The sequence below is a fragment of the Mucilaginibacter sp. Bleaf8 genome (genome assembly GCF_018390515.1).
In the GTDB taxonomy this organism is placed as follows: domain Bacteria; phylum Bacteroidota; class Bacteroidia; order Sphingobacteriales; family Sphingobacteriaceae; genus Mucilaginibacter.
This window is the reverse complement of record NZ_JAHBBK010000002.1, coordinates 170,062-192,615: the sequence shown is the minus strand read 5'-3', so window position 1 is coordinate 192,615 and position 22,554 is coordinate 170,062. Positions and strand designations below refer to the sequence as shown.

General features: G+C 43.4%; 21 protein-coding genes. 12 read left to right on the top strand and 9 right to left on the bottom strand.

Annotation, left to right across the window (positions count from 1 at the left end):
• The first annotated feature begins 30 nt into the window (after positions 1-30).
• On the top strand, positions 31-765 hold the full coding sequence (locus KHS38_RS09810; protein ID WP_213488387.1) for a polyprenol monophosphomannose synthase: 735 nt from the start codon (positions 31-33) through the stop codon (positions 763-765).
• 108 nt (positions 766-873) lie between these two features.
• On the opposite strand, the gene KHS38_RS09805 is transcribed toward KHS38_RS09810, so the two are convergent.
• Together KHS38_RS09805 and gltB are read right to left on the bottom strand one after the other, a co-directional pair.
• Positions 874-2,346, bottom strand: a complete 1,473-nt coding sequence (locus KHS38_RS09805; RefSeq protein ID WP_213488386.1) for a glutamate synthase subunit beta — start codon at positions 2,344-2,346, stop codon at positions 874-876.
• Between the two features lie 6 nt (positions 2,347-2,352).
• On the bottom strand, positions 2,353-6,882 hold the full coding sequence (gene gltB, locus KHS38_RS09800) for a glutamate synthase large subunit (protein ID WP_213488385.1): 4,530 nt from the start codon (positions 6,880-6,882) through the stop codon (positions 2,353-2,355).
• 240 nt (positions 6,883-7,122) lie between these two features.
• On the opposite strand from gltB, the gene KHS38_RS09795 reads away from it, so the two are divergent.
• The gene (locus KHS38_RS09795; protein ID WP_213488384.1) at positions 7,123-7,614 is read left to right on the top strand and encodes a D-glycero-alpha-D-manno-heptose-1,7-bisphosphate 7-phosphatase; all 492 of its coding nucleotides are present in this window, start codon (positions 7,123-7,125) and stop codon (positions 7,612-7,614) included.
• Here KHS38_RS09795 and KHS38_RS09790 read toward each other — a convergent pair.
• From KHS38_RS09790 to KHS38_RS09780, 3 genes are read right to left on the bottom strand one after another with little or no spacing between them, the layout of a single operon-like run.
• Positions 7,603-8,193, bottom strand: coding sequence for a D-glycero-alpha-D-manno-heptose-1,7-bisphosphate 7-phosphatase (locus tag KHS38_RS09790; RefSeq protein ID WP_213488383.1), 591 nt, complete (start codon positions 8,191-8,193; stop codon positions 7,603-7,605). The genes KHS38_RS09795 and KHS38_RS09790 overlap by 12 nt on opposite strands.
• 9 nt (positions 8,194-8,202) lie before the next feature.
• On the bottom strand, positions 8,203-9,495 hold the full coding sequence (locus KHS38_RS09785) for a glycosyltransferase family 4 protein (RefSeq protein ID WP_213488382.1): 1,293 nt from the start codon (positions 9,493-9,495) through the stop codon (positions 8,203-8,205).
• Between the two features lie 42 nt (positions 9,496-9,537).
• Positions 9,538-10,509 (bottom strand): glycosyltransferase family 4 protein, encoded by a 972-nt coding sequence (locus tag KHS38_RS09780; protein WP_213488381.1) that lies wholly within the window; start codon positions 10,507-10,509, stop codon positions 9,538-9,540.
• Positions 10,510-10,730: 221 nt separating this feature from the next.
• Here KHS38_RS09780 and KHS38_RS09775 point away from each other — a divergent pair, with 221 nt between their 5' ends.
• The 3 genes from KHS38_RS09775 to KHS38_RS09765 all read left to right on the top strand — a co-directional run bounded on the left by KHS38_RS09775 (position 10,731) and on the right by KHS38_RS09765 (position 15,226).
• Complete coding sequence (locus KHS38_RS09775) at positions 10,731-11,015, top strand: hypothetical protein (protein WP_213488380.1); 285 nt, start codon at positions 10,731-10,733, stop codon at positions 11,013-11,015.
• Positions 11,016-11,261: 246 nt separating this feature from the next.
• Entirely contained in the window at positions 11,262-11,642 is a 381-nt protein-coding gene (gene rbp, locus KHS38_RS09770) for an RNA-binding regulator (RefSeq protein WP_213488379.1), read from the top strand.
• A gap of 818 nt (positions 11,643-12,460) precedes the next feature.
• A complete protein-coding gene (locus KHS38_RS09765; protein ID WP_213488378.1) occupies positions 12,461-15,226 on the top strand; it encodes a M16 family metallopeptidase in 2,766 nt (921 codons plus the stop codon).
• Between the two features lie 61 nt (positions 15,227-15,287).
• Here KHS38_RS09765 and KHS38_RS09760 read toward each other — a convergent pair whose 3' ends face one another.
• Positions 15,288-15,572 carry a hypothetical protein gene (locus KHS38_RS09760; protein ID WP_213488377.1) on the bottom strand — a complete coding sequence of 95 codons (285 nt, stop codon included), beginning with the start codon at positions 15,570-15,572 and terminating at the stop codon, positions 15,288-15,290.
• A gap of 404 nt (positions 15,573-15,976) precedes the next feature.
• Positions 15,977-16,672: a S24 family peptidase gene (locus KHS38_RS09755; protein ID WP_213488376.1), complete on the bottom strand. Its 696-nt coding sequence runs from the start codon at positions 16,670-16,672 to the stop codon at positions 15,977-15,979.
• A gap of 198 nt (positions 16,673-16,870) precedes the next feature.
• Between KHS38_RS09755 and KHS38_RS09750 the strand changes: the two genes are divergently transcribed.
• The 3 genes from KHS38_RS09750 (at position 16,871) to KHS38_RS09740 (ending at position 18,177) form a co-directional block, all read left to right on the top strand.
• Positions 16,871-17,062, top strand: a complete 192-nt coding sequence (locus KHS38_RS09750; RefSeq protein ID WP_213488375.1) for a hypothetical protein — start codon at positions 16,871-16,873, stop codon at positions 17,060-17,062.
• A gap of 54 nt (positions 17,063-17,116) precedes the next feature.
• Positions 17,117-17,542 carry a hypothetical protein gene (locus KHS38_RS09745; RefSeq protein WP_213488374.1) on the top strand — a complete coding sequence of 142 codons (426 nt, stop codon included), beginning with the start codon at positions 17,117-17,119 and terminating at the stop codon, positions 17,540-17,542.
• A gap of 110 nt (positions 17,543-17,652) precedes the next feature.
• A complete protein-coding gene (locus tag KHS38_RS09740) occupies positions 17,653-18,177 on the top strand; it encodes a BON domain-containing protein (RefSeq protein WP_213488373.1) in 525 nt (174 codons plus the stop codon).
• Positions 18,178-18,207: 30 nt separating this feature from the next.
• Here KHS38_RS09740 and KHS38_RS09735 read toward each other — a convergent pair whose 3' ends face one another.
• On the bottom strand, positions 18,208-18,711 hold the full coding sequence (locus tag KHS38_RS09735; protein ID WP_213488372.1) for a GNAT family N-acetyltransferase: 504 nt from the start codon (positions 18,709-18,711) through the stop codon (positions 18,208-18,210).
• A gap of 77 nt (positions 18,712-18,788) precedes the next feature.
• On the bottom strand, positions 18,789-19,124 hold the full coding sequence (locus KHS38_RS09730) for a hypothetical protein (RefSeq protein WP_213488371.1): 336 nt from the start codon (positions 19,122-19,124) through the stop codon (positions 18,789-18,791).
• A 165-nt stretch (positions 19,125-19,289) separates the two neighbouring features.
• Between KHS38_RS09730 and KHS38_RS09725 the strand changes: the two genes are divergently transcribed.
• The 4 genes from KHS38_RS09725 (at position 19,290) to KHS38_RS09710 (ending at position 22,540) form a co-directional block, all read left to right on the top strand.
• Positions 19,290-19,769, top strand: coding sequence for a terminase small subunit (locus KHS38_RS09725; RefSeq protein ID WP_213488370.1), 480 nt, complete (start codon positions 19,290-19,292; stop codon positions 19,767-19,769).
• 139 nt (positions 19,770-19,908) lie between these two features.
• On the top strand, positions 19,909-21,117 hold the full coding sequence (locus KHS38_RS09720) for a PBSX family phage terminase large subunit (protein WP_213488369.1): 1,209 nt from the start codon (positions 19,909-19,911) through the stop codon (positions 21,115-21,117).
• A 58-nt stretch (positions 21,118-21,175) separates the two neighbouring features.
• A complete protein-coding gene (locus KHS38_RS09715) occupies positions 21,176-21,922 on the top strand; it encodes a hypothetical protein (RefSeq protein ID WP_213488368.1) in 747 nt (248 codons plus the stop codon).
• Positions 21,923-22,084: 162 nt separating this feature from the next.
• Entirely contained in the window at positions 22,085-22,540 is a 456-nt protein-coding gene (locus tag KHS38_RS09710) for a hypothetical protein (protein WP_213488367.1), read from the top strand.
• Positions 22,541-22,554 lie beyond the last annotated feature (14 nt).

Sequence of the window (22,554 nt, the reverse complement as noted above, 5' to 3'; positions counted from 1 at the left end):
GTTTGCAATATCTTTTTAAACATTATCCTGGTGCCAGATAGCATTGTTATTATACCCACTTACAATGAAAAGGAAAATATTGAGCGTATGATACGCAAAGTATTTTCTTTACCTCATGATTTTCATTTGCTGATTATAGATGACGGCTCGCCCGATGGTACAGCGGCTATTGTAAAAGGCTTGCAGACTGAGTTTCCGGAGAGGTTATTTATTGAGGAGCGGCAAGGCAAGCAGGGGCTGGGTACGGCTTACATTCACGGCTTTAAATGGTCCATACAGCACAAATATGATTTTATATTTGAAATGGATGCCGACTTTTCGCACAACCCGAGCGATTTGCTGAAACTGCGCCAGGCTTGTGCAGAGGGCGCAGATATGGCTATAGGCTCGCGCTATGTGAAAGGGGTTAACGTAGTTAACTGGCCCATGAGCCGGGTGCTCATGAGTTATTATGCATCTGTTTACGTACGCTTTGTTACCGGCATTGATGTACATGATGCTACAGCCGGCTTTGTATGCTACAAACGCCGAGTACTGGAAACCATCAGGCTGGACAAGATCAAATTTGTGGGCTATGCCTTCCAGATTGAAATGAAGTATACCACCATTAAACATGGCTTTAAGGTGGTAGAAATTCCAATCATATTTACCGACCGTACGGAGGGTACGTCTAAAATGTCGACCGGCATATTTCGTGAAGCATTCTTTGGCGTGATACAGATGAAGTTCAACAGCATTTTCCGTAAGTATCCGGAAGGGGAATAATGCTGAAGCTACCTACCCTCTCTTAATTGCTTTCCATTCTCACTTAATAAAAAAAGTCGCCTGCGGTTTAACACAGACGACTTTTTAGTTTTATAATGGTTACTGATTTTAGTATTCAAATGCAGCTACGGCATCTTTAGTTTCCAGTATGGAATGGCCCATCAAAAACTGATCTACCTTACGGGCAGTTTCACGGCCTTCGGAAATAGCCCAAACCACCAGCGACTGGCCACGGCGGGCATCGCCACAGGCAAACACCTTACTTACGTTAGTGCGGTATAAACCTTCCTGAGCATGGATATTTTTGCGCTGATCAACCACCACGTTCAGTTGCTCCAGCAAGCCATCGTATTGCGGATGGGAAAATCCTATGGCTACAAATACCATATCGCAAGGTATTTCACGTTCCGAACCTTCTACCTCCTGGAATTTTACCCTGCGGCCAAAATCATCCAGTTCCCAACTGATATCGGTTACCTGCAGCGCACGTACGTTGCCATTCTCGTCGCCTAAAAAGGCTTTGGTATTAACTCCCCATACACGCTCGCAACCTTCTTCGTGCGAACTGGTATCGCGCAATATTGTTGGATAGCTTGGCCATGGCATATGGATGGTACGCTCGGTTGGCGGCTGCATCATCATACCGAATTGTTTAACCGACTTTGCCCCCTGACGGTTGGCCGTACCCACACAGTCCGACCCGGTATCGCCATTACCAATTACAATCACATGCTTGTCTGTCGCAAACAGATCGGTGCCATTAACCGGCAAGTTACTGTTACGTTTATTTTGCTGGGTTAAGTAATCCATAGCATAATAAATGCCTTTCATCTCACGCCCCGCAATAGGTAAATCGCGCGGCACGGTTGATCCGGTTGCTAAAATCACAGCATCATAACTCCGCACCAGCTCATCGGCCGGAATATCTTTACCGATTTCGGTATTGCATACGAAAGTAATATCACTTTCTTCAAGCAGTTGAATACGACGATCTATCACCCATTTTTCCAGCTTAAAATCAGGGATACCGTAACGCAGCAAGCCGCCCGGGCGGTCATCGCGCTCGTAAACGGTTACCAGGTGCCCCGCTTTGCTTAATTGCGCAGCAGCAGCCAACCCGGCCGGACCAGAGCCTACCACCGCAACCTTTTTACCGGTTTTAATTAATGGGCTATGCGGTTTAACCAAATTCTTTTGGAAAGCAATTTCGATAATATGCTTTTCAATTTCTTCAATAACTACCGCCGGCTTGTTGATACTCAGCACGCAGGCCGACTCACAGGGCGCCGGACATATACGACCGGTAAACTCCGGGAAATTATTGGTTGAGGACAGTATTTCATAGGCCTCAACCCAATTCTTCTGATAAACCGCTTCATTAAACTCAGGAATGATGTTGCCCAGCGGGCATCCTGAATGACAAAACGGAACACCGCAATTCATGCAGCGCGAGGCTTGCTGGTTCAGCTTTTCATCACTGTACAAACCAACAAACTCGTTATGATCTTTTACCCGCTCGGCAGGTGATTTTTTACCAGGAAGTTCTCTGTCAAACTTCTGAAATCCATTAGGGTTTCCCATATTATATTAGTGGCTAACGGTTTGATACTGTTTTTGCTGTAAAACTCTCTTGTATTCTTTCGGGAATACTTTTACAAACTGGCGGGCAGCTTGCGGCCAGTTGGCCAGCAGGCTTTGGGCTACCTTACTTTGGGTAAGGTTAAAATGCTTTTTCAGCAGCGCTGCGATCTGCTCTTCATCCTCGCGTGATAATGGATCCAGGTCCACCATTTCGTGGTTGCAGTTATCGGCAAAGGTATTTTCGGGATTGTATACCCAGGCAATACCGCCGCTCATACCGGCGGCAAAGTTGCGGCCTGTTTTACCCAGAATTAACGCGCGGCCACCGGTCATGTATTCGCAGCCATGGTCGCCTATGCCTTCCACAACGGCTGTAGCGCCTGAGTTACGCACGGCAAAACGCTCACCGGCCATACCACGCACAAACAGCTCGCCCGATGTAGCACCATATATTGCCACGTTACCGATAATAATATTATCCTCCGATTTAAATTTTGCTTCTGCGTCTGGATAGATGGCTAACTGAGCGCCCGATAAGCCTTTGCCTACATAGTCATTAGCCTCACCTTCCAGTTCAAAGGCAATACCTTTGGCTGCAAACGCGCCAAAGCTTTGCCCTGCCGAACCTTTAAATTTGAAATTGATCGTATTATCGGGCAAACCTGCCGAACCGTAACGTTTAGAAATTTCGTTGGATAACAAAGTACCAACGGTGCGGTCAATATTTTTGAGATTGAATGACGCAAACACAGGTGTACGATCTTCCAGAGCAGGTTGTGCAGCCTCCAGCAGTTTCCAATCAATGATATTATCCATACCATGATCCTGTTTTTCGCTGTTATACAGTGTATGCCCTTTGGTGTTGTTCACCGGGTGCAACATACCCGACAGATCTATCTTTTTAGCTTTCCAGCTCTTGATATTATCTTTTACCCGCAAGAACTGAATACGGCCTACCATTTCGTTAACGGTACGGAAGCCTAACTCAGCCATAATCTCACGCATATCCTCAGCCAAAAAGCGGAACAGGTTTACAATATGTTCAGGCTTGCCGCTGAATAGCTTACGCAATTCGGGATCTTGGGTTGCAACACCTACCGGGCAAGTATTCAGGTGGCATTTACGCATCATGATACAACCTCCGGCTACCAATGCAGCGGTAGCTACGCCCCACTCTTCGGCACCCATTAAAGCGGCAACAATTAAATCGCGACCTGTTTTAACCTGCCCATCGGCCTGCAATATAACACGGCTACGTAGTTTATTGCGTACCAGCGTTTGGTGCGCTTCGGTTAAGCCAAGCTCCCATGGTAAGCCAGCGTGCTTGATGGAACTGATTGGCGATGCACCTGTACCGCCGTCAAAACCGGCAATAAGTATCACATCGGCATGGGCTTTAGCCACACCGGCAGCAATAGTACCTACGCCAGCTTTAGATACCAGCTTAACGTTAATACGTGCATCACGGTTCGCATTCTTCAAATCAAATATCAGCTGCGCCAAATCCTCAATCGAATAAATATCGTGGTGAGGTGGCGGCGATATCAAACCTACACCCGGTGTGGAGTGGCGGGTTTTGGCAATCCACTCATCTACTTTGTGGCCCGGCAGCTGCCCGCCCTCGCCTGGCTTAGCGCCTTGCGCCATTTTAATTTGCAGCTCATCAGCATTGGTGAGATAATTGGCTGTCACACCAAAACGGGCCGATGCAATTTGCTTAATAGACGACCGCATGGAATCACCATTGGGCAGCAATTGGTACCGCATTTCATCTTCACCACCCTCGCCGGTGTTGCTTCGGCCGCCAATGCGGTTCATGGCAATAGCCAGCGTGCTGTGCGCCTCGTGCGAGATAGACCCGAACGACATAGCACCGGTAGCAAACCGTTTCATTATATTTTCAGCGGGCTCTACCTCATCTATCGAAATAGCTTCGCGGTGATGGGTGAAATCCAGCAAGCCTCGTATGGTAAAATGCTTTTCGGATTGCTCGTTCACTAAACGGGCATAGTTTTTATATACGTCGTAATTATTAGTACGGGTAGCATGTTGTAGTAAATGCACCGTTTCAGGGTTAAACAGGTGCGCTTCGCCGCGGCGTTTCCACTGGTAGATACCGCCTTCAGGCAACAACTTTACTTCGCCTTTGGAGCTGCTGAAACCAATTTTGTGTTTGGTTAGCGCCTCACGGGCCAGTTCATCCAAACCTAAGCCCCCAATGCGGGTTACCGCGCCGGTGAAGTATTTGTTTACAACCTGCTGGTTAATGCCCAATATCTCGAACACCTGTGAACCGTGATAAGATTGCAGGGTTGATATACCCATTTTAGAGAATATCTTCAATAAGCCATCGCATACTGCTTTAACATAGTTTTTATGCAGTGCTTTATTATGCAGCTCGGTTTCCAGGCTGCCATTGTTTTTGATGGTTTCAATAGTAGATAATGCCAGATAGGGATTAATGGCCGTAGCACCAAAAGCCAGCAAACAGGCAAAGTGGTGCACTTCCCAAACATCTCCAGCCTCAACTACCAAGCCTACCGAACCGCGGCAACCTTTTTTAATAAGGTGATGATGCACGGCTGATACAGCCAATAACGAAGGTATAGGCGCATGCTCAGAGTCAAGCGCACGGTCTGACAGAATCAATACCTCAAAACCATCTTCCACCGCATCTTCGGCATAGCGACAAAGGCGGGCAATACCTTTTTCTAAAGAACCGGGTTGACCATCGGCTTTGAAATAAGTTTGCAGCGTTTTGGCGTGAAACAAGCCGGTATCAATACTGCGCAGTTTTTCCAACTGATGGCTTTTCAGTATCGGGTGTTTCAGCATCACGCCGTGGCAATGCATCTTATCCTCATCCAGCAAGTTACCGTTGTTACCAATAAAGGTAGCCAAACTCATCACTAACCGCTCACGAATTGGGTCTATCGGCGGATTGGTTACCTGAGCAAAAAATTGCTTAAAGTAGTTAGAAATATGCTGTGGCTTGTCGGATAGGATAGCCAATGGTATATCTGTGCCCATTGAACCTACGGGTTCTTTGCCATCCAGCGCCATCGGTTTAATGATGGTATCAATATCCTCGCGGGTATAGCCAAATACCTGCTGATAACGGAATACAGAATCAGGCGTTAAGCTGGCAAAAGCCAAACGCGGCTCGGCCAGTTCGCCTAACTGTATTTTATAGTTTTCGAGCCAGCGGCCGTAAGGCTGACGGCTGGCCACTTGCATTTTAATTTCTTCGTCGGTAATAATTTTGCTCTGCTCGGTATCTATCAGCAGCATTTTGCCTGGTTGCAAACGACCTTTCGTTACAACAGTGCTTTCATCAAGCGTTAATACGCCAGCTTCGGATGCGGCAATAACACGCCCGTCACTGGTAACGGCGTAACGCAATGGGCGCAAGCCGTTACGATCAAGCAAGGCGCCAACCAGTTTACCATCGGTAAACGTAATAGCGGCCGGGCCGTCCCATGGCTCCATTAATGAGGCATGGTATTCATAAAATGCTCTCTTAATCGGATCCATCTGCTCATTACCATCCCAGGCCTCAGGTATCAGCATCATCATTACATGCGGCAGCGAACGCCCCGAATGTAATAGTATTTCGACAATATTATCCAGGCAGGCAGAGTCCGACTGATTATTATCGATCACCGGCAACAGCATCTCCATCTCCTCGCTGGTAAAGTAGGATGATGCCAGCGATTTCACACCCGAGTAGAACCAGTTCAAGTTACCGGTAAGGGTATTGATTTCACCGTTATGGGCAATGAGCCTGAAAGGCTGTGCCAGTTTCCATGACGGGAAGGTATTGGTTGAGAAACGCGAGTGAATCATGGCAAAGCCCGATGCAATACGCGAATCGGAAAGATCACTGTAATATTTGCGCAACTGGTAAGTGGTCACCTGCCCCTTGTAAACCATAGTTTTGCAAGAGAAAGAGGTAAAGTAAAAATACTCACCCGCATCAGGCACAGTTTCAGTTACGGTTTTATTTATGTAGCGACGCAGCACATATAGCTTGCGCTCAAAATCTTCGGTATTATTAATATTGGCTGGCCGTAATACAAACACCTGCTCTACATCGGGTTCCGCCATGCGGGCAGTTTCACCAATTACTGATGGATCAACCGGTACTTTGCGGAAACCGAGCAGTGGCAAACCAAGCTTTTCAATAGCATTGGTAATAATAGTGCGGCAGGCTTTTTTAAGCGTTCCATCTTTTGGAAAAAAAAGCATCCCTACACCGTACTCGCCGGGCATAGGTAAACTTACTTCCAGATTATTAGAACATTCTTCCATCAGAAACTCGTGTGGTAACTGAATCAGTATACCGGCGCCATCGCCCGAGTCTGGATCACATCCGCATGCGCCGCGATGCTCCATATTTTCGAGCATGGTAAGCGCATCGTCGATGATCTGGTTCGACTTATGCCCATTAATATTAGCTATAAAGCCGGTTCCGCAGGAGTCGTGCTCAAATTCCGGCCGGTAAAGGCCCTGCTGGTTACAATTAGCTTGATCCATATTTACAATTTCAGAAGACTATCAGTGAAGGTGTAATCACGAATATACTATATCAGGAACATAGTTAAAATAGAAGCAATAGATTTTTATGGATTTACAAAAACTTAACACTCAATAAACTATTATTTTATGATTTTCGCAATACAAGCCCCAGAATTATTACTTTCCTTGTAGCAAACCGGGTAAAAGCGCGTATCTACCTGGCTTTTTTTATCTTTGCCCGATAATTTATTATAGAACATGACAAAGAATAAGGCGGTATTTTTGGACCGCGATGGCGTTCTGAACCGCGAAATGGGTGACTACGTTTGCCGTATAGAAGATTTCACGGTACTGGAACACAATCTTGCGCCACTGAAAGAACTTCAGGACCGGGGTTATATGCTTATTGTGGCCACCAACCAGGGCGGTTTAGCCAAAGGCTGGTACACAGAAGAACAGCTGGCAGAGATGCACCAGCATTTGAAAAACGTATATGCACAACACGGCGTTACCTTTGCTGATATATATTACTGCCCCCACCACCCTAACTTTACCGGCGACTGCGATTGCCGTAAGCCAAAGCCCGGCATGCTATTAAGAGGTATTGAGCAACATAACATAGACCCAACACAATCTTATTTTATAGGCGACCGTGAACGCGATGTTGAAGCCGGAGAGGCTGCAGGTGTAACCGGTATATTAATTAACAGCGATCAGCCCATCAGTGAGGTACTGCACTTAATTAAGTAACTGGCAGGTAATCGGGTCGGGCGTTTGGTTTAAAATATATTGGGCTGCCTGTATCATATCTGCACAAACAAAATCTGGCTCGCGAAACTCATTGTCTTTAAGCCATTCTGTTTCGCCACCGTTATCAATTAATATGGAGCGGCAACCGGCACGGTTGCCCGCCTCCACATCATGTAGTATATCTCCTATCATCCAGGAACTTTCCAGGTCTATATCAAATTCCGCTGCCGCCTGTAGCAGCATGCCCGGCATGGGCTTACGATAATTGCAGGCAATATTATAAGGTGCAACTGTCCCCTCAGGATGATTAGGACAATAGTAAAAAGCATCTAACCGCAATTGGTAGGGCTGCAACAAATCCTGCAAACGATGCTCCACCGCTGGCAGGGCATCTTCGCTAAAATATCCTTTGGCTACGCCGGCCTGGTTAGTAACCATAACAAGCAGATAACCTTGTGCCTTGAGCTGCTGCAAACCCTCAATAACACCCGGCTTAAGCGTAATCAAGTCGGGATTTACATTGTAAGGTACATCATTAATTACAGTACCGTCTTTATCCAAAAAGATAGCTTTATTCATGCTCCTATATTAAGCTGCTTTCTTTTTAAGTTTATGCAATTGTGCATCCAACGCAACCTTACTGCCGGTGTTGAGCATTTTTATATATAGCGTACTAATTTTATCAGCCACATGCGCCCAAGTAAAATAGTTATTTACCCGTTTAATGGCGTTCAAGCCCATTTGCTTTAACAAAGTCGGCTCACTAATCAGTTCTTCAATCTTTTCGGCTAAGGCTTGCGGATCTTCTGGTTCAACCAGCCCGCCGGTTTCGCCATCCACAACGGTATACTTGATACCGCCTACATTCGATCCGATTACCGGTGTACCGCAGGCCATAGCTTCGAGCGGCGTAATGCCAAAAGGCTCATACCACGGGGTGCTGATAAAAATATCAGCCGCTGCATAATAAAACTTTAGCTCCTCCCTGCTTTTACGACCGGTGAACTGTACAGATGCTTCAACACCTAATTCTGCTGCAATTTTTTGCAAACGCCCTATTTCGGGGCAAAGTACAGGATCCGGCTCATCGCAATCGCCTCCAACTACCAGCAGCAATACCGATTGTTTATCTTTCAGCTTACTTAATGAGCGTATTACATTATCTACCCCTTTGCGGGGCACCATACGACCCAGTTGAAGTATAATATGCTTGTCTGTTTCGATATTCAATAACTTGCGGGCTTCCGCTTTTTCAATCGGGTAAAATTCCTTGCTGCTGAAACCGCACGGTATAATTACTATTTTGTAAGATGGCGCCTTATAATAGTTTATCAAATCATCCCTATCTTGCGGACATTCGGCTATAATATAATCGGCTTGCTTAACCACATCCTCTTCAATCTGCAGGCGCTCAGCCGGAAATTTATCACTATCCCCCTGATGAATGCGGCGCACATGCCCCAGCGCATGGAAAGTAATGGCAAACGGCAATCCCAGTATTTTTTTCAGGTTAGCTGCCACTAAGCCTGACATGAAAAAGTTGGCGTGTGAAAGGTCATAAGATATACCTTCGGCCCGAATAAAATTCAATATACTTTGGGTGAATTCGGGCATAAATTCCAGAATCTCCTCCTTAGAAATTATACTTACCGGCCCGGCTTTTACATGCACTACCCTTACGCCCGGCAACCAGTTAATTACCTGCGGCATAGCGGCATCTTCCCAGCGGGTAAATACATCAACCAAATACCCTATTTTGGCCAAAAACTGAACCACCTGAGCTACATAAACATTCTGCCCTCCTGTATCAACCCCACCCAGCGTAGCTAATGGCGAGGCATGTTCACTGATAAATGCAATTCTTGGCTGATTTGACTTCATAAGCTTAACGGATAGATATAATTAGTGTGATATTTTAGAGGATTAGTTGACAAGCAAATCGCTTGTGTTACGGGCCGCTACCTTATTAAGCAGTGTCTCCCAATCGCGGGCAAACCTTTCAATACTGAAACGCGTTTGCGCCAACTCTCTACCGGCCGAACCAATGCGGCGGGCCAGTTCAGCATCCTCAATCAATAGGTTCATTTTATCAATCAGGTAATTTACATCGGTGTGGATGAAACCTGAACGTTCATTATCGATAACGGCCGAAAGTTCTGTAGTAGCTAAACCAACAACCGGTATGCCCTGCATCAGTGCCTCGCATACAGCCAAACCTAAGCTGGTGTAGCGAATTGGGTTGAAAAAGAAACGGTATTTAGACACAAACGTAGGCAATTGCGGGTGCAGCACTTCGCCTAAGCCCAAATCGCCGGTACCCATACCCACCAAATCAAGTGGAACATGTTCACGAACTTTCAGAAAGATATCCAGCCCAAGCAAACGGCCACGGCTTGGTAAATTATTAATTACTACAATGCCGCGTGGCGTTTCGCCGGTGTAAGGCGCATTAGGGTCAATTACGCCATGATCTATAACTGTAGTAGGCGTTTCGCCGCAATCCCACATTAGTTTATTGAAATGTGTTACATGCACCAAGGTAATATCTTTATCGTTTACCGCATGTTTAGTATCTGTAGGATGTTGGCGGGGCGGATCATGCTCAATATAAACCTTAGGCAAAGCACGTTGCTCTTCTGACAGTATTTCGTATTGATCTTTTAAATAGTTCTGGTTGGTTTGATATACAATTACATCAAAATCCTGATTTCTTACCTCTTCGGCAGGAACTTCAATTACATTTGGGCCAAATGGAAAGGTTTCGCCCAAGCCATAATAACCCTCTGTTTTTTCGGGTTTGGTTGGTATGTAAATATCAAAATCACCTTTTGATAGATAAAACAAGTAGCTACCGTGGATATGCCACGTAAAAATTTTCAGTCTGGGTTGTGCCATAAGTATGAGTGGTATTCTGGCACAGTTAAACAATTTTAACACCAAAGCTGGTTTATACTTGTCAGAAGCGCTTCTGCCACTTTTTCAGAAGCGCTTCTTAGTACATTATTGTCCAATATTGTGTACTAAGCGTAATAGTTAAATTGTAACGTTTATGTTAACGAATTAAACTTTATCAACAATCGTGAGTTCAAGATGTGAATAACTTAATAACCGATACGATGAAAAGACTAAAATTTTTAATGATAGCACTGGTTACAGCCCTATCATTTTATGCAGCAGAAAGTAAAGCAAGTACAATTAGTACAACCCATAACTCGCGTATAATTATGAAAAACGGACCGGGGCCAAGGTATTACCATCGCCGTGTTTACCGACGCCCAGGTTATCATCGCCCGCATTATTACAACAGGCCACATTATTACAGCAAGCCCCGTTATTATCGCAAACCTTACTATAGGCCATACTACCGTCGCCCTGCCCATTCAAGATACTATCGCTATTAACTAATAAATAATAATTGCGCTTGCCTGGGCAAGCGCAATTATTATTTATTAGCTATTTATGCAAGATATAAATGCCTGTTTATATACATCAAGCCAAAGACTATTACCGAGATCTGGCTGCATTAACTCGTTAATGCACAGTTAATTTAACTTAAAAAAAAGTATTGTAAATTATTTTGAATTATATAATTTTTTTTACGTTAATTGCGTCATCAAGCAAATGCTTGACGTGTAATATTAAAATTGATGAACATTTTTGTAGGAAGCCTTCCTTATCGCTTAGAGGAAGCAGATTTAAAAGAACTCTTTGAAGCATACGGAGAGGTAAACTCAGTAAAATTAATTATTGACAGAGAAACCGGTAGAAGCAAAGGTTTCGGTTTTGTTGAAATGCCTGATGACGAGGCTGCCCAAAAAGCCATTGCTGGCTTAAACGGCGCTGAAGTAAGCGGCAGAAGCATTGCTGTAAGCCAGGCTGAAGACAGAAAACCAAGCAACGGTGGCGGTGGCAGAAGCGGTGGCTTCGGCGGCGGTAACCGTGGCGGTGGCTACGGTGGCGGTGGCAACCGTGGTGGCGGCGGTGGCTTCCAAAGAGACAACAACAGAGGCGGTGGCCGTTGGAGCTAATCAACGGTTTAACATAGATCTTTCTAAAAAGCCGGGGTTAAACCCCGGCTTTTGTTGTTTTGTCTCCTTTCAAGCTTTAAAAGTTACCTATTTTATTCTCACCTCTATCTCCTACGTCTGCAGTGACGCGTATTATTTGAAGTGACTTTTTATCTCACACACCCCTTTTAAAACTTAAGGTTGTAACTTTTTACATTTATAATTAAACCTTAAAATCTCTCATCCGTCATACCGTTATAAGCAAGATGCCAACGCATCATCAACTTAATACGAACAACTATGAAACGGATTTCATTTTTAGCATTACTAATTATTGGTTTATTTTCACTTAACTCAGCCAAGGCACAAGTTGGTGTGCACATTGGTGTAAATGTAGGCGGCCCGGTTTATTATGAACCTGCTCCTCCTCCGGTTTATTACGGTCCTGAACGTGTAGTAGTCGTTCATCACCGCCCTGTCTATCGCCCGTATGTATATTATCGCCGCCCTGTAGTAGTAGATCGCGGTTATTATGGCCCTCGCCGAATGATGGTTCCTCCAGGCCACTATAGAAGACATGGATATGGACACGGACATGGCATGTACCGCAGATGGTAGTTGATATATAAATGTGTTGTACTGGCCCTTTAGCTTTTTAGCTAAGGGGCTTTTTTATTTATTTAATCTGCTATCAAAGCTCTATTTTCTAAAAGCTTCTTCGATTTTTTTAAATCACTCACTCTAAAAGCTTATAAATGCTACTTGTAGCCTATTTCTATGTTTGTTTCAGCACAAATTTGATATATTAGGCTACAAGAAACTTTAATCACAAAATATAAATGGTAACAATCAAAAAAACCATGCTGACTTGTGCTATAGCAGCAGTACTGGCTTTGCCTGTTAGCGCTCAAAAGAAAGCTTCGGCAACTAAAACCCCAACGGCTCCGGTAAAAGTAACCACGGTTGAAGGCATAACCGAATATCGTTTAGGCAATGGCCTGCGAGTATTGCTTTTTCCGGATCAAACCAAGCAAACCGCTACCGTTAATATCACTTACTTGGTAGGCTCCAAATTTGAGAACTATGGCGAAACAGGTATGGCTCACCTACTGGAGCATATGGTATTTAAGGGCACTCCCAAACACCGCAATATTCCACAGGAGCTGAGTGCACATGGTGCCAATCCTAATGGCACTACCTGGCTTGACCGTACCAATTACTTCGAAACCTTTGCTGCCACAGATGAAAACTTAGCCTGGGCGCTTGACCTGGAAGCCGACCGTATGGTAAACTCATTTATTGCCAAAACAGAGCTGGATAAAGAGTTCAGTGTTGTGCGCAACGAAATGGAGTCGGGCGAGAACAGCCCGCAACGCATATTGAATGAGCGTGTACAATCAACCATGTTTTTGTGGCACAACTACGGCAAATCTACCATAGGCAACCGCGCCGATGTAGAGAATGTACCTATTGACCGCCTGCAAGCATTTTACCGCAAGTATTACCAGCCAGATAACTCGGTATTAACCGTTGCCGGCAAGTTTGATCATGCAAAAACACTGGCTTTAATTAACCAGAAATTTGGAACCATACCTAAACCAGCCCGCGTATTGCCAGCAGTATACACTGTTGAACCCACGCAGGATGGCGAGCGCACGGTTACTCTACGCCGTGTAGGCGATGTACAGGTAGCACAAACCGGCTACCACGTACCATCGGGCCCCCACCCTGATACCCAGCCGCTGAACGTTTTGATAGGCTTACTTACAGACCAGCCCTCAGGCCGGTTATACAAACAACTGATTGAAACCAAAAAAGCAACCAGCGTTTATGGTTATGACTATGAAACAGCCGACCCTGGTATGGCGTTTTTTGGTATTGAGGTACCTAAAGACAAAAACCTGGATGAAGCTAAAGACGTACTTATTAGTGCTGTAGAAAAATTCAGTGATGAGAAACCTACCGCCCAGGAAGTTGAGCGCATTAGAAACAAGCAGCTTAAAAATATTGAATTGCAATTAAATTCGTCTGAGGATGTTGGCTTGGGTTTAAGTGAATATATTGCACAGGGCGACTGGCGACTGCTATTTTACCAGCGCGATCAGTTGAAGAACGTAACACCTGGCGATGTGGTTAGAGTAGCCAACAAGTATTTTAAACCATCAAACCGTACGCTGGGCGTGTTTATCCCAACCGATAAACCTGACCGTGCTGAAGTACCCAAAACGCCTGATTTAGCTGCTATGCTGAAAGGCTATACCGGCTCACAAACTATTGCACAGGGTGAAGCATTTAATGCCACCCCGGCCAACATTCAAAAACGCTTGGTTAGCAGCCAGGCAGGTGGCGTTAAACTGAACCTGCTCAGCAAACAAACACGCGGCGAAGCTGTGGTAGCATCAATGGTATTTCGCTTTGGTAGTGTTGCCAGCCTGCAAAATAAAGGTACCGTAGCCGGCCTTACTGCTGCCATGTTAAATAAGGGTACCAAAAACAAAACCCGTCAGCAAATTCAAGACGAGCTGGATCGCTTGAAAGCGCGCGTTAATTTTGGAGGTGGTGTGAATAACTTAGCCGTAAATATTGAAACCACCAAGGCAAACTTCCCGGCTGTATTAAAACTGGTTGACGAGATCTTAAAAGAAGCCAATTTCCCGGCTGATGAACTGGATAAGTTGAAACAACAACGCATTGCCGGCCTTGAACAGCAACGCAGCGAACCTACTAATATCGCCGTACTTGAACTACGCCGTTATGCCAGCCCCTATGCAAAAGGCGACCCACGTTATGTAGCTACAATTGATGAATCAATTGAAATGCTTAAAAATGTAAGCGATGGCGACGTTAAGTCATTTTACAAAGACTTTTATGGCGCATCAAATGCAACCATCAGCGTTGTTGGTGATTTTGATGCTGCACAAGTAAAAACCTTGCTTACGGAAGAGTATGCCAACTGGAAAAGCCCGCAGCCATTTGCACGTCCGGAAAGCAGCTACAAAGATTTTGCAGCTATTAATAAAAGTATTGAAACGCCCGATAAAGCCAACGCCTTTTTCTTTGCCATGCAACCGGTTAAGCTAAGTATTAAAGACGCTGATTACCCGGCGCTGGTTATGGCTGATTATATCATTGGTGGCGGCTTCCTGAATTCAAGACTGGCTACCCGCATCCGCCAAAAAGAGGGCATCAGCTATGGTGTTGGATCGGGCTTGAACGCCGGGTACTTTGACCAAAACGATGGTCAGGCGGTTTACTACGCAATTTATGCCCCTGAGAATGCAAGCAAATTGGAAGCTGCGTTTAAGGAAGAAATAAATAAAGCTGCCAATGAAGGCTTTACTGTACAGGAAGTAACCGAAGCGAAGAAAGGTTACTTACAATCGCGCCAGGTAGATTTAGCCCAGGATAATGTTTTGGCTGGTACATTGAATAACTATAGTTACTATGGCCAACCTATTGCCTTCTGGCAAAAAATGGATGATGCTATTGCTAAGCTTACGCCACAGCAAATAAACGCCGCTGTGAAAAAGTATTACGATGTAAACAAAATAAGCATTGTAAAAGCAGGCGACTTTGCGAAAAAGAAACCTACCGAAAGCAAATAACAAAGCCATAAACAAAAAAGCCGCTCTTGAAAAAGAAGCGGCTTTTTTGTTTTTATATATGTTAACTGGCTATACGGTAACGATAGGAGTTTGATATAACGTGCTCATACCTTTCTTCCACTTTTTGATAAGATGTTTGTAGCATATGGAAGCACTTAGCCAAAAACAATACATCGGTTTCAAACACTGTAGTGTTATGGATACACCTAAGCTGCTGGATAATTTGTTCCTTGTACGTGTCAAGAAATTGCAGCTCACCAGCTACGCTTAACCCTGCCGAAGGCTCATACACTACCTGCAAGTGATTATCAGCAACGTTACCCCAAAGCTTTTGATTAGTGAGCACCGTTGCTAACTTTTTGAAAATGAATTGGATATTTTTATGAAGATAGATCAATTCCAACTTCAGATACTCACTCTCTAATTGGCTGACCAACGTTTTATATGATTCTAATATACGTTTACTTTCAGCTGCGTATAATAAATATTGGTCATAAATTGCTTCAGGCAACATGGGTAGTTCTGGATATATACTATTAAAAAATTATTATGCGGATGTAAACGCAAAGTATATACCAGTAACTTATTTCAAACACAGGAATGCATTTGAAACTTAAAGATGGATTGCTTACGCGAGTATAGGGAGATATTTAGGTATTAAAATAATGCCTTTTCAAATTTTGCTTACAAAAATGGCACATGGTTACTAACCCCGCTTTTGTACAAAAATCACTACAGCCCGGCTGTATCTTAATGATTATGCTTTTTGTGAATATCCTTCACTAAGCAAAGTTTTTTGATTTCGCCCTTTTTGATCACAAAGGGAGCATACTTTTGCTTACCTGCTACCAGCTCTGTGGTGTTATCAGACATGGCTATTACTTCGTCATCCTTATCACCAACTATTAACCGCTTATACATGCGATAATCCCCCCATTCAATATAATATACCTCCCCCGGCAATATCTTCTTGTCATGTATAATTTTAAGCGCCACCCAGCAGCCATTTTCCAGATAGGGATACATGGAGTGGCCCCAAACTGGCAAGGCAAAATCACAATCCTCTATCCCCGGGAAATACATATAACCTACCGGCTGCGTATCATTAATATCATTATACACTTCTACACCCGATGCCGTTGCGCTTACCTCATACATAGGTATACCCGGATAAGACTTGGCAGGTGTAGGTACAACAGGCGGATGCGCCTGGCCATCCAGAAAAGCTTTATACTTTTCTTTAAACACCCGGAGCTTTTCTGTATCTATATTTTGCCTACTCTTTATTATTTCTGTAATAGAGCTAGGGGAATTAAACCCTAACGCTTCGGCCAATTCGGCATTACCGTTAAATGCCTTTCCCTTAAGCTGATTATAAAGAATAATGAACTCTAATGTTTCGGAGCGTACCGTTTTAATTTTGCCGGGCTTTGTTCTGTATTCCATATTTGTTAGGTTGTTGATAACTTTTCTTGATTTAAATACAGATATTTCTTTATATTTGTTCTGTAGCAGCAAAGAAATACAAAAGATATGAATTTTGCAAATTATATTCATTATGGCTGATTAAGCCCAGCCCCTTAACAGTAGTTATCAATTGCTATTACAATTCCATTTACTCATCATCACAACACCTAACTTATTATGCATATCATCTATTCAGCCTTCAGAAATTCGGATACTAAGAAGCAGCAAGTAAATAAACCCAAGCACCGTCAGGCTAACAAAGAGAAAGATCTGCGCTACCAGGGATACAGAGCCGCATGCCATAAGTATGAGAAAGAGATTGCGGCCATCAGGCAGTATCTTCCCGATTGGAAACCTGAATTTAAATAAGGTAAGCAATCTGTTCCTTACCTATAACCATTATAACATTTACTGAACACTATTATGATAACATTAACTCCAAAAATTAAAAATGAGCTATGGTGGCTCATTATATCTGTAGACTATAATTATAGCCGCATTGCAATTGCCGAGCACGAAATAAACGGCCAGCACTTGACCATTTGGCTGGAAGACAAGCAGGATTTTAAGAATACTTTAGAGGAATGCTTAAAGCTGGATATACCATTGAAGCAGTTTAAAAAGTTTATTAAACTTGCCAATCTTAATTGCTATGAAGGTACACGCATGCATCCCAAAAAACAGTTTCTGTATAAAACACTGATTCCAATTAACGACCCGCTGCAATGGTACCTGAATGATGCCACCCCTACCGAACAATTATGGACGAGAGACAACCTGCTCAAACACATATTAACTCAATTAGTTGAAACAGATATTTGCCAAAATCGGTTAAGTTATCTGGAATAATATATGCCATTTGGCAACTTCAACATAGTTGATATTGATATTAAAAACATTCAAGCAATTCAACCCTTAGTCCTTTAATAGATAAAATTGTGTATTTAACCAGTAAAGAGATGAGTGTTAAGATAGATTGTTCAACAAAGACATCAGTAGGTATTAGTAGTAACAAAGCTGGTATAATTTCGGCTTGCTGCATTGCATTACTTATTATCATTTTACAAAGCTGCAGCCAACCACAGCGAGATAAGGAGATCAAAGCAGACATAGCTACGAAAACAAAATCTGATCTTAATTTTGCCGGGGTAAATTATACTGTTAATGATGGCATGGTAACATTGACCGGTAAATGCGCCTCGGAGAAGTCGAAAGCAGAAGCAGAGCAAACGATTAAAGGCATCAATATTATCAAAGGCATAAGTAACCAGATTATAATTGCACCGGTAACTATTGGTACAGACCTGCCACTTAAACAAGCCGTTGACAGTGTACTAAAAAGCTACCCTGCTGTACAAGCCGATGTGGCACAAAACATTGTTACCCTGACAGGAAAAATAAAGAAGCAGGAGGCTGCTAAACTGATGCCAGCAATAAATGGCTTACGCCCTGCCAGCATCAATAATCAAATGATGGTTCAGTAAGTAAACCAACTGAAATAATGTTTAACTAAGCTAAAGCCGTTTCTCGAACGCAAGAAACTGCTGATCGGGGCGATTATGTAAGGTTATTTCCCCAGCCATGTGATAGCCTAATTTCATAAACAGATTTTGCATTGGCCGGTTGAGCGTGTTGGTATCCAATCGGAGCAGTTCTATATGTTGCTCCCTGGCTACTACCTCACATTGTTGCAATAAAGCAGCTGCTAATCCTTTACCACGGTGATGCGGACTTACGGCCAACCGATGCGCAACAATCGCACGCTCGGTTATATCCCATCCGGGTATTTGACCGTACTCTTCTTCCTGCTTATCAGTAACAGCAATAACACCGGCAACTACACTGTCTATCTCGGCAATCCATAAGTAACCGGCATTTATATCTTGCGTAAATATATCAGCATTAGGATAACTGGCATCCCACTGTTGGTTACCAGCTGCCTGCATCAGCGACACGGCCTCGCGAATGAGCTGCATAATGGGTTCAATATCCTGATGGTTTGCCTTGCGAATGTTCATAGTATTTAATAGTGTATAAAAAGATACCCTGCATAAGCCATACAGGGTAATTAAAAAATATTTTTGGGATGTACCTATTAAAGCTGCTGTTGCTGCTCCTTACTTCCCTGCCCTATTTCCACCAGTTCTTCATCAAAAGCTTCTTCTTGCTGCTGGGTAGCATAGCTTAATTTCCGGAAACGCCATATGGCAAAGGCCGGCTCCTGATAGCGGTTAATGAGTCTGAAAAACTTAGGGAAGTTATGCACTTCTTCCAATAATATACCTGTAGCTATTCCGTCATTATCCAGTATCTCGCGTATGGTATATTCTTTATCTCTGGTAATCCAGATTTCAAAGTCCCGACGTATTTCTTCTATCTTGTCCGGGTCAATCTTATCGTTAATGCAAATTACTTTATCTCCGGGTTTCATAACGCAAAGGTGAGAATTAGTTACCAGTATTATCAAGCTAATTTAATTTTAACTCATATAAACACATTAACGATCCATCTATATTTTGCTAAAAATATTTGCATTTTACAGATTTTTTACTTACTTTTACAATACCAAATATGCCAAAAGGCAACCTTATCATAAATGAAAAACAAGATGCCGACGTTTGCTTCGGCCACGAAGCTAACAACATTCATAGACGATTACTTTTCTTGGATAGCGGGCAGTTATCATTGGGAAGAAGCACAAGCAAAAACAGCAAAAGGCTCTACAACCGAAACCTCGAAGCAAAAAGTATGGGACCGTGAACCCGAGCCGCCTACCCTCACCGGGCTTGCGCTCCATTTAGGATTTAACAGTAAAGAAGCATTTGAGGAATACGAAAGAGAAGGGCGCTTTGCCGATATTCTGAAAAGAGCACGGTTAAGAATAGAGGCTGAATATGAAAAAAAGCTCCACTTTCAATCGTCAACGGGAGCCATATTTGCGTTGAAAAGTATGGGGTGGACAGATAAAGACCCATCCAAAATTGAAGACCTTTTGCCAGAAAACTTTTTGTTAAAGGTAGAAATTTTAAAGACCGGCCCATCAACTGCAAGCAGCGAACAAGCCGTTCACCTTTAGCTTCGTTACATCTTACCTTACAACATGATTGACGCATTCCTTGTGCCGATTAACCACAAAACTACTAACCTTATTTCCACTATAATTACATAAGCTTAAATAAATCAGAATTTTATAAGCTTTACATAATTTAATAATTATGCAAGCGTCTACATTATTTGAAATTAACTACTTATGCACCTCACACATTACTATCAACCAGGGTGGTACAAGTTCGGGTAAAACATACGCCATTGAACAAGTACTTTTTACTTTAGGTGCCCAACAGGCCAAGCAGGTAATCACCGTTGTAGGTCAGGATATTCCAAACTTAAAAGCCGGAGCCCTGCGCGACGCACTTAACATTTACCAGCAATCGGCACCGATAAACCAAAGCATCAAATCATTTAATAAAACTGACCGCATCTTTGAATTTCATAATGGCTCCATTATCGAATTCAAAAGCTATGAGAATGCCCAGGACGCAAAGTCAGGCAAGCGTGATTACCTGTTCTTGAATGAGGCCAATGGCATCTCTTTTGAAATTTATACTGAGCTTGCGTTACGGACGCGTAAACGAATCTTTTTAGATTACAATCCTAACGCCTCTTTTTGGGTACATGATAAGCTATTGGGCCAGCCGGACGTACAACTAATCATTTCTGATCACAGGCACAATCCGTTTTTGGATGAAGGCATGCGTAAGAAGATTGAAGACTTGAAACTGATTGATGAAGAACAATGGAAAGTTTATGCCCGTGGGCTAACAGGCAAAATAAGCGGCTTAGTGCTCACCAATTGGTTTGTATGTGAAAATATACCACCTGATGCCAGAAAATTAGCCTACGGGCTTGATTTTGGCTTTACGAACGACCAGACGGGACTGATAGAAGTATATATGCAAAACGGTGAGCTTTGGGTTAATGAATTACTATATGAAACAGAACTTACTAATCCAGATATCTCGAAAAAAATGCAGGCCGCAGGCGTGAGTAAAAACACAGAGATTATTGCCGATTGCGCCGAGCCCAAATCCATTGAAGAACTAAGGCGCTTAGGCTGGTATATGATAGCGGCTAAGAAAGGCGCTGACAGCATCAAACACTCCATTGATATTTTAAAACGCTACCGCATCAATGTAACCAGAAGCAGTACTAACCTAAGGCGCGAACTGGGCAGGTATCACTGGAAAACAAATACCGGTGGCCGCAGCATAAATGAACCAATTGATGCGTGGAACCATCTTATTGATCCATTGAGATACATTGCGCTAAGTAAGTTAAAAATCAGCAACTTAAAACCCAGTAAATCCAGGTTGCCATACCCGGTTGCTCCTGCACTGCCGGATGAACTGCAAGGAATGTGTTAAACACAGCTCCCTTGCTTATTGTAACTTCTTAAACTCACCTACTTTCAGTATAATACAGATGATTACCAAAACGCTGGATACCCTTAAGGGAAACCTTAACATAACCATTCCTACAGAATTAAAAGAACTACAGCTTGGGCAACTGATTACCATGCAGACAACAACAGCTATGACTGATCTGGATGCGATTCATATCTTATCTGGTATTCCGGTTAAAGATTTGAAACAAATTCGTAACTACAATGACCTGCAACAGTTCAACGAGCATGTATCGATCCTTGTTAGTCAAATTAAGTCACTGTACAACAATGTACGTATACCCAAGCATGTAAAGATCTTTTTCAATAACAGCGAAGTAACAGTGCCTGTTATGAAGAACCTTTCCATTGAGCCGGCAGGAGCCTTTATGGCAGCGCGCGATATTATTGCGGACGAAATAAAGAGCCATATTGATCAGCACGGCGAAGAACACTGGCAAGAACACTTTAATCCATCCCTACAGGCATGCTGCCAAATACTGGCACATTATTTTTACTGCCCGGTAAGCCATGCACCATATGATGAATACCAAGCATCACTGTTTGAAGAACAAGTAAAATTGCTGCCTGTTACCGATGCGCTACCTATTGCCAGGTATTTTTTTTTGAGCTATCCAAACTTATCCAAACAGAAAACCAACTTCTGGCAGCGCCTGCTTCGGCGCTGGAACAACGGGCAGGTATTAAAGAGTTTGAGCGGTTTCGCTTTATCAACACGGTCAACTCACTGGCAGGGGGCGATGTCACCAAATGGGCAACCATTATGAGCTTACCATACAACCGGGTGCTCACTAAACTATTGCTCAACAAAACAGAAGCCGCTTTCCAAAAACGCTATAGTGAGTTATTGCAAAATAACAACAAATAATTATTCAACTAAAGCTTATAAAAACCTTATAAATAATGTCTTATAACTATAAGAACTTGATATGCCTATAAGAAACCACATTGAGGCTATAACCACAACACTTACCGCAAAACCAACTTTTGCTTATGGCACGGCCAATGAACTTAACCGCTTGGCAGATGAACAGCACTTCCCGTGTGTATTTCTTTTCGCTATACCTGCCATTGAGTTATCGCCGGCCATAAACGGCTCGGTAGACAACACTTTTACTGTTTATCTTGAATTCCTTTTCCAAACGAATTTTGACCAGTATACCGCCGATAATGAAATGTATGTAAGTAAGGCTTTACAAATGGCCAACGAGTTTATAGCCAAAGCGGCCCAATACCGTGCGCACCCGACCGAGGCAAGGTTTTTTAAGATCAAATCGGGTATTAAAGCTAAGTGCACGCCTGTTTACAATAAATATGATGTTAATACCACGGGTGTTGGCCTTACACTGGTATTGGAAACGATGAGCTTTGATGCCATTCACTAAATCTGATCCTATTA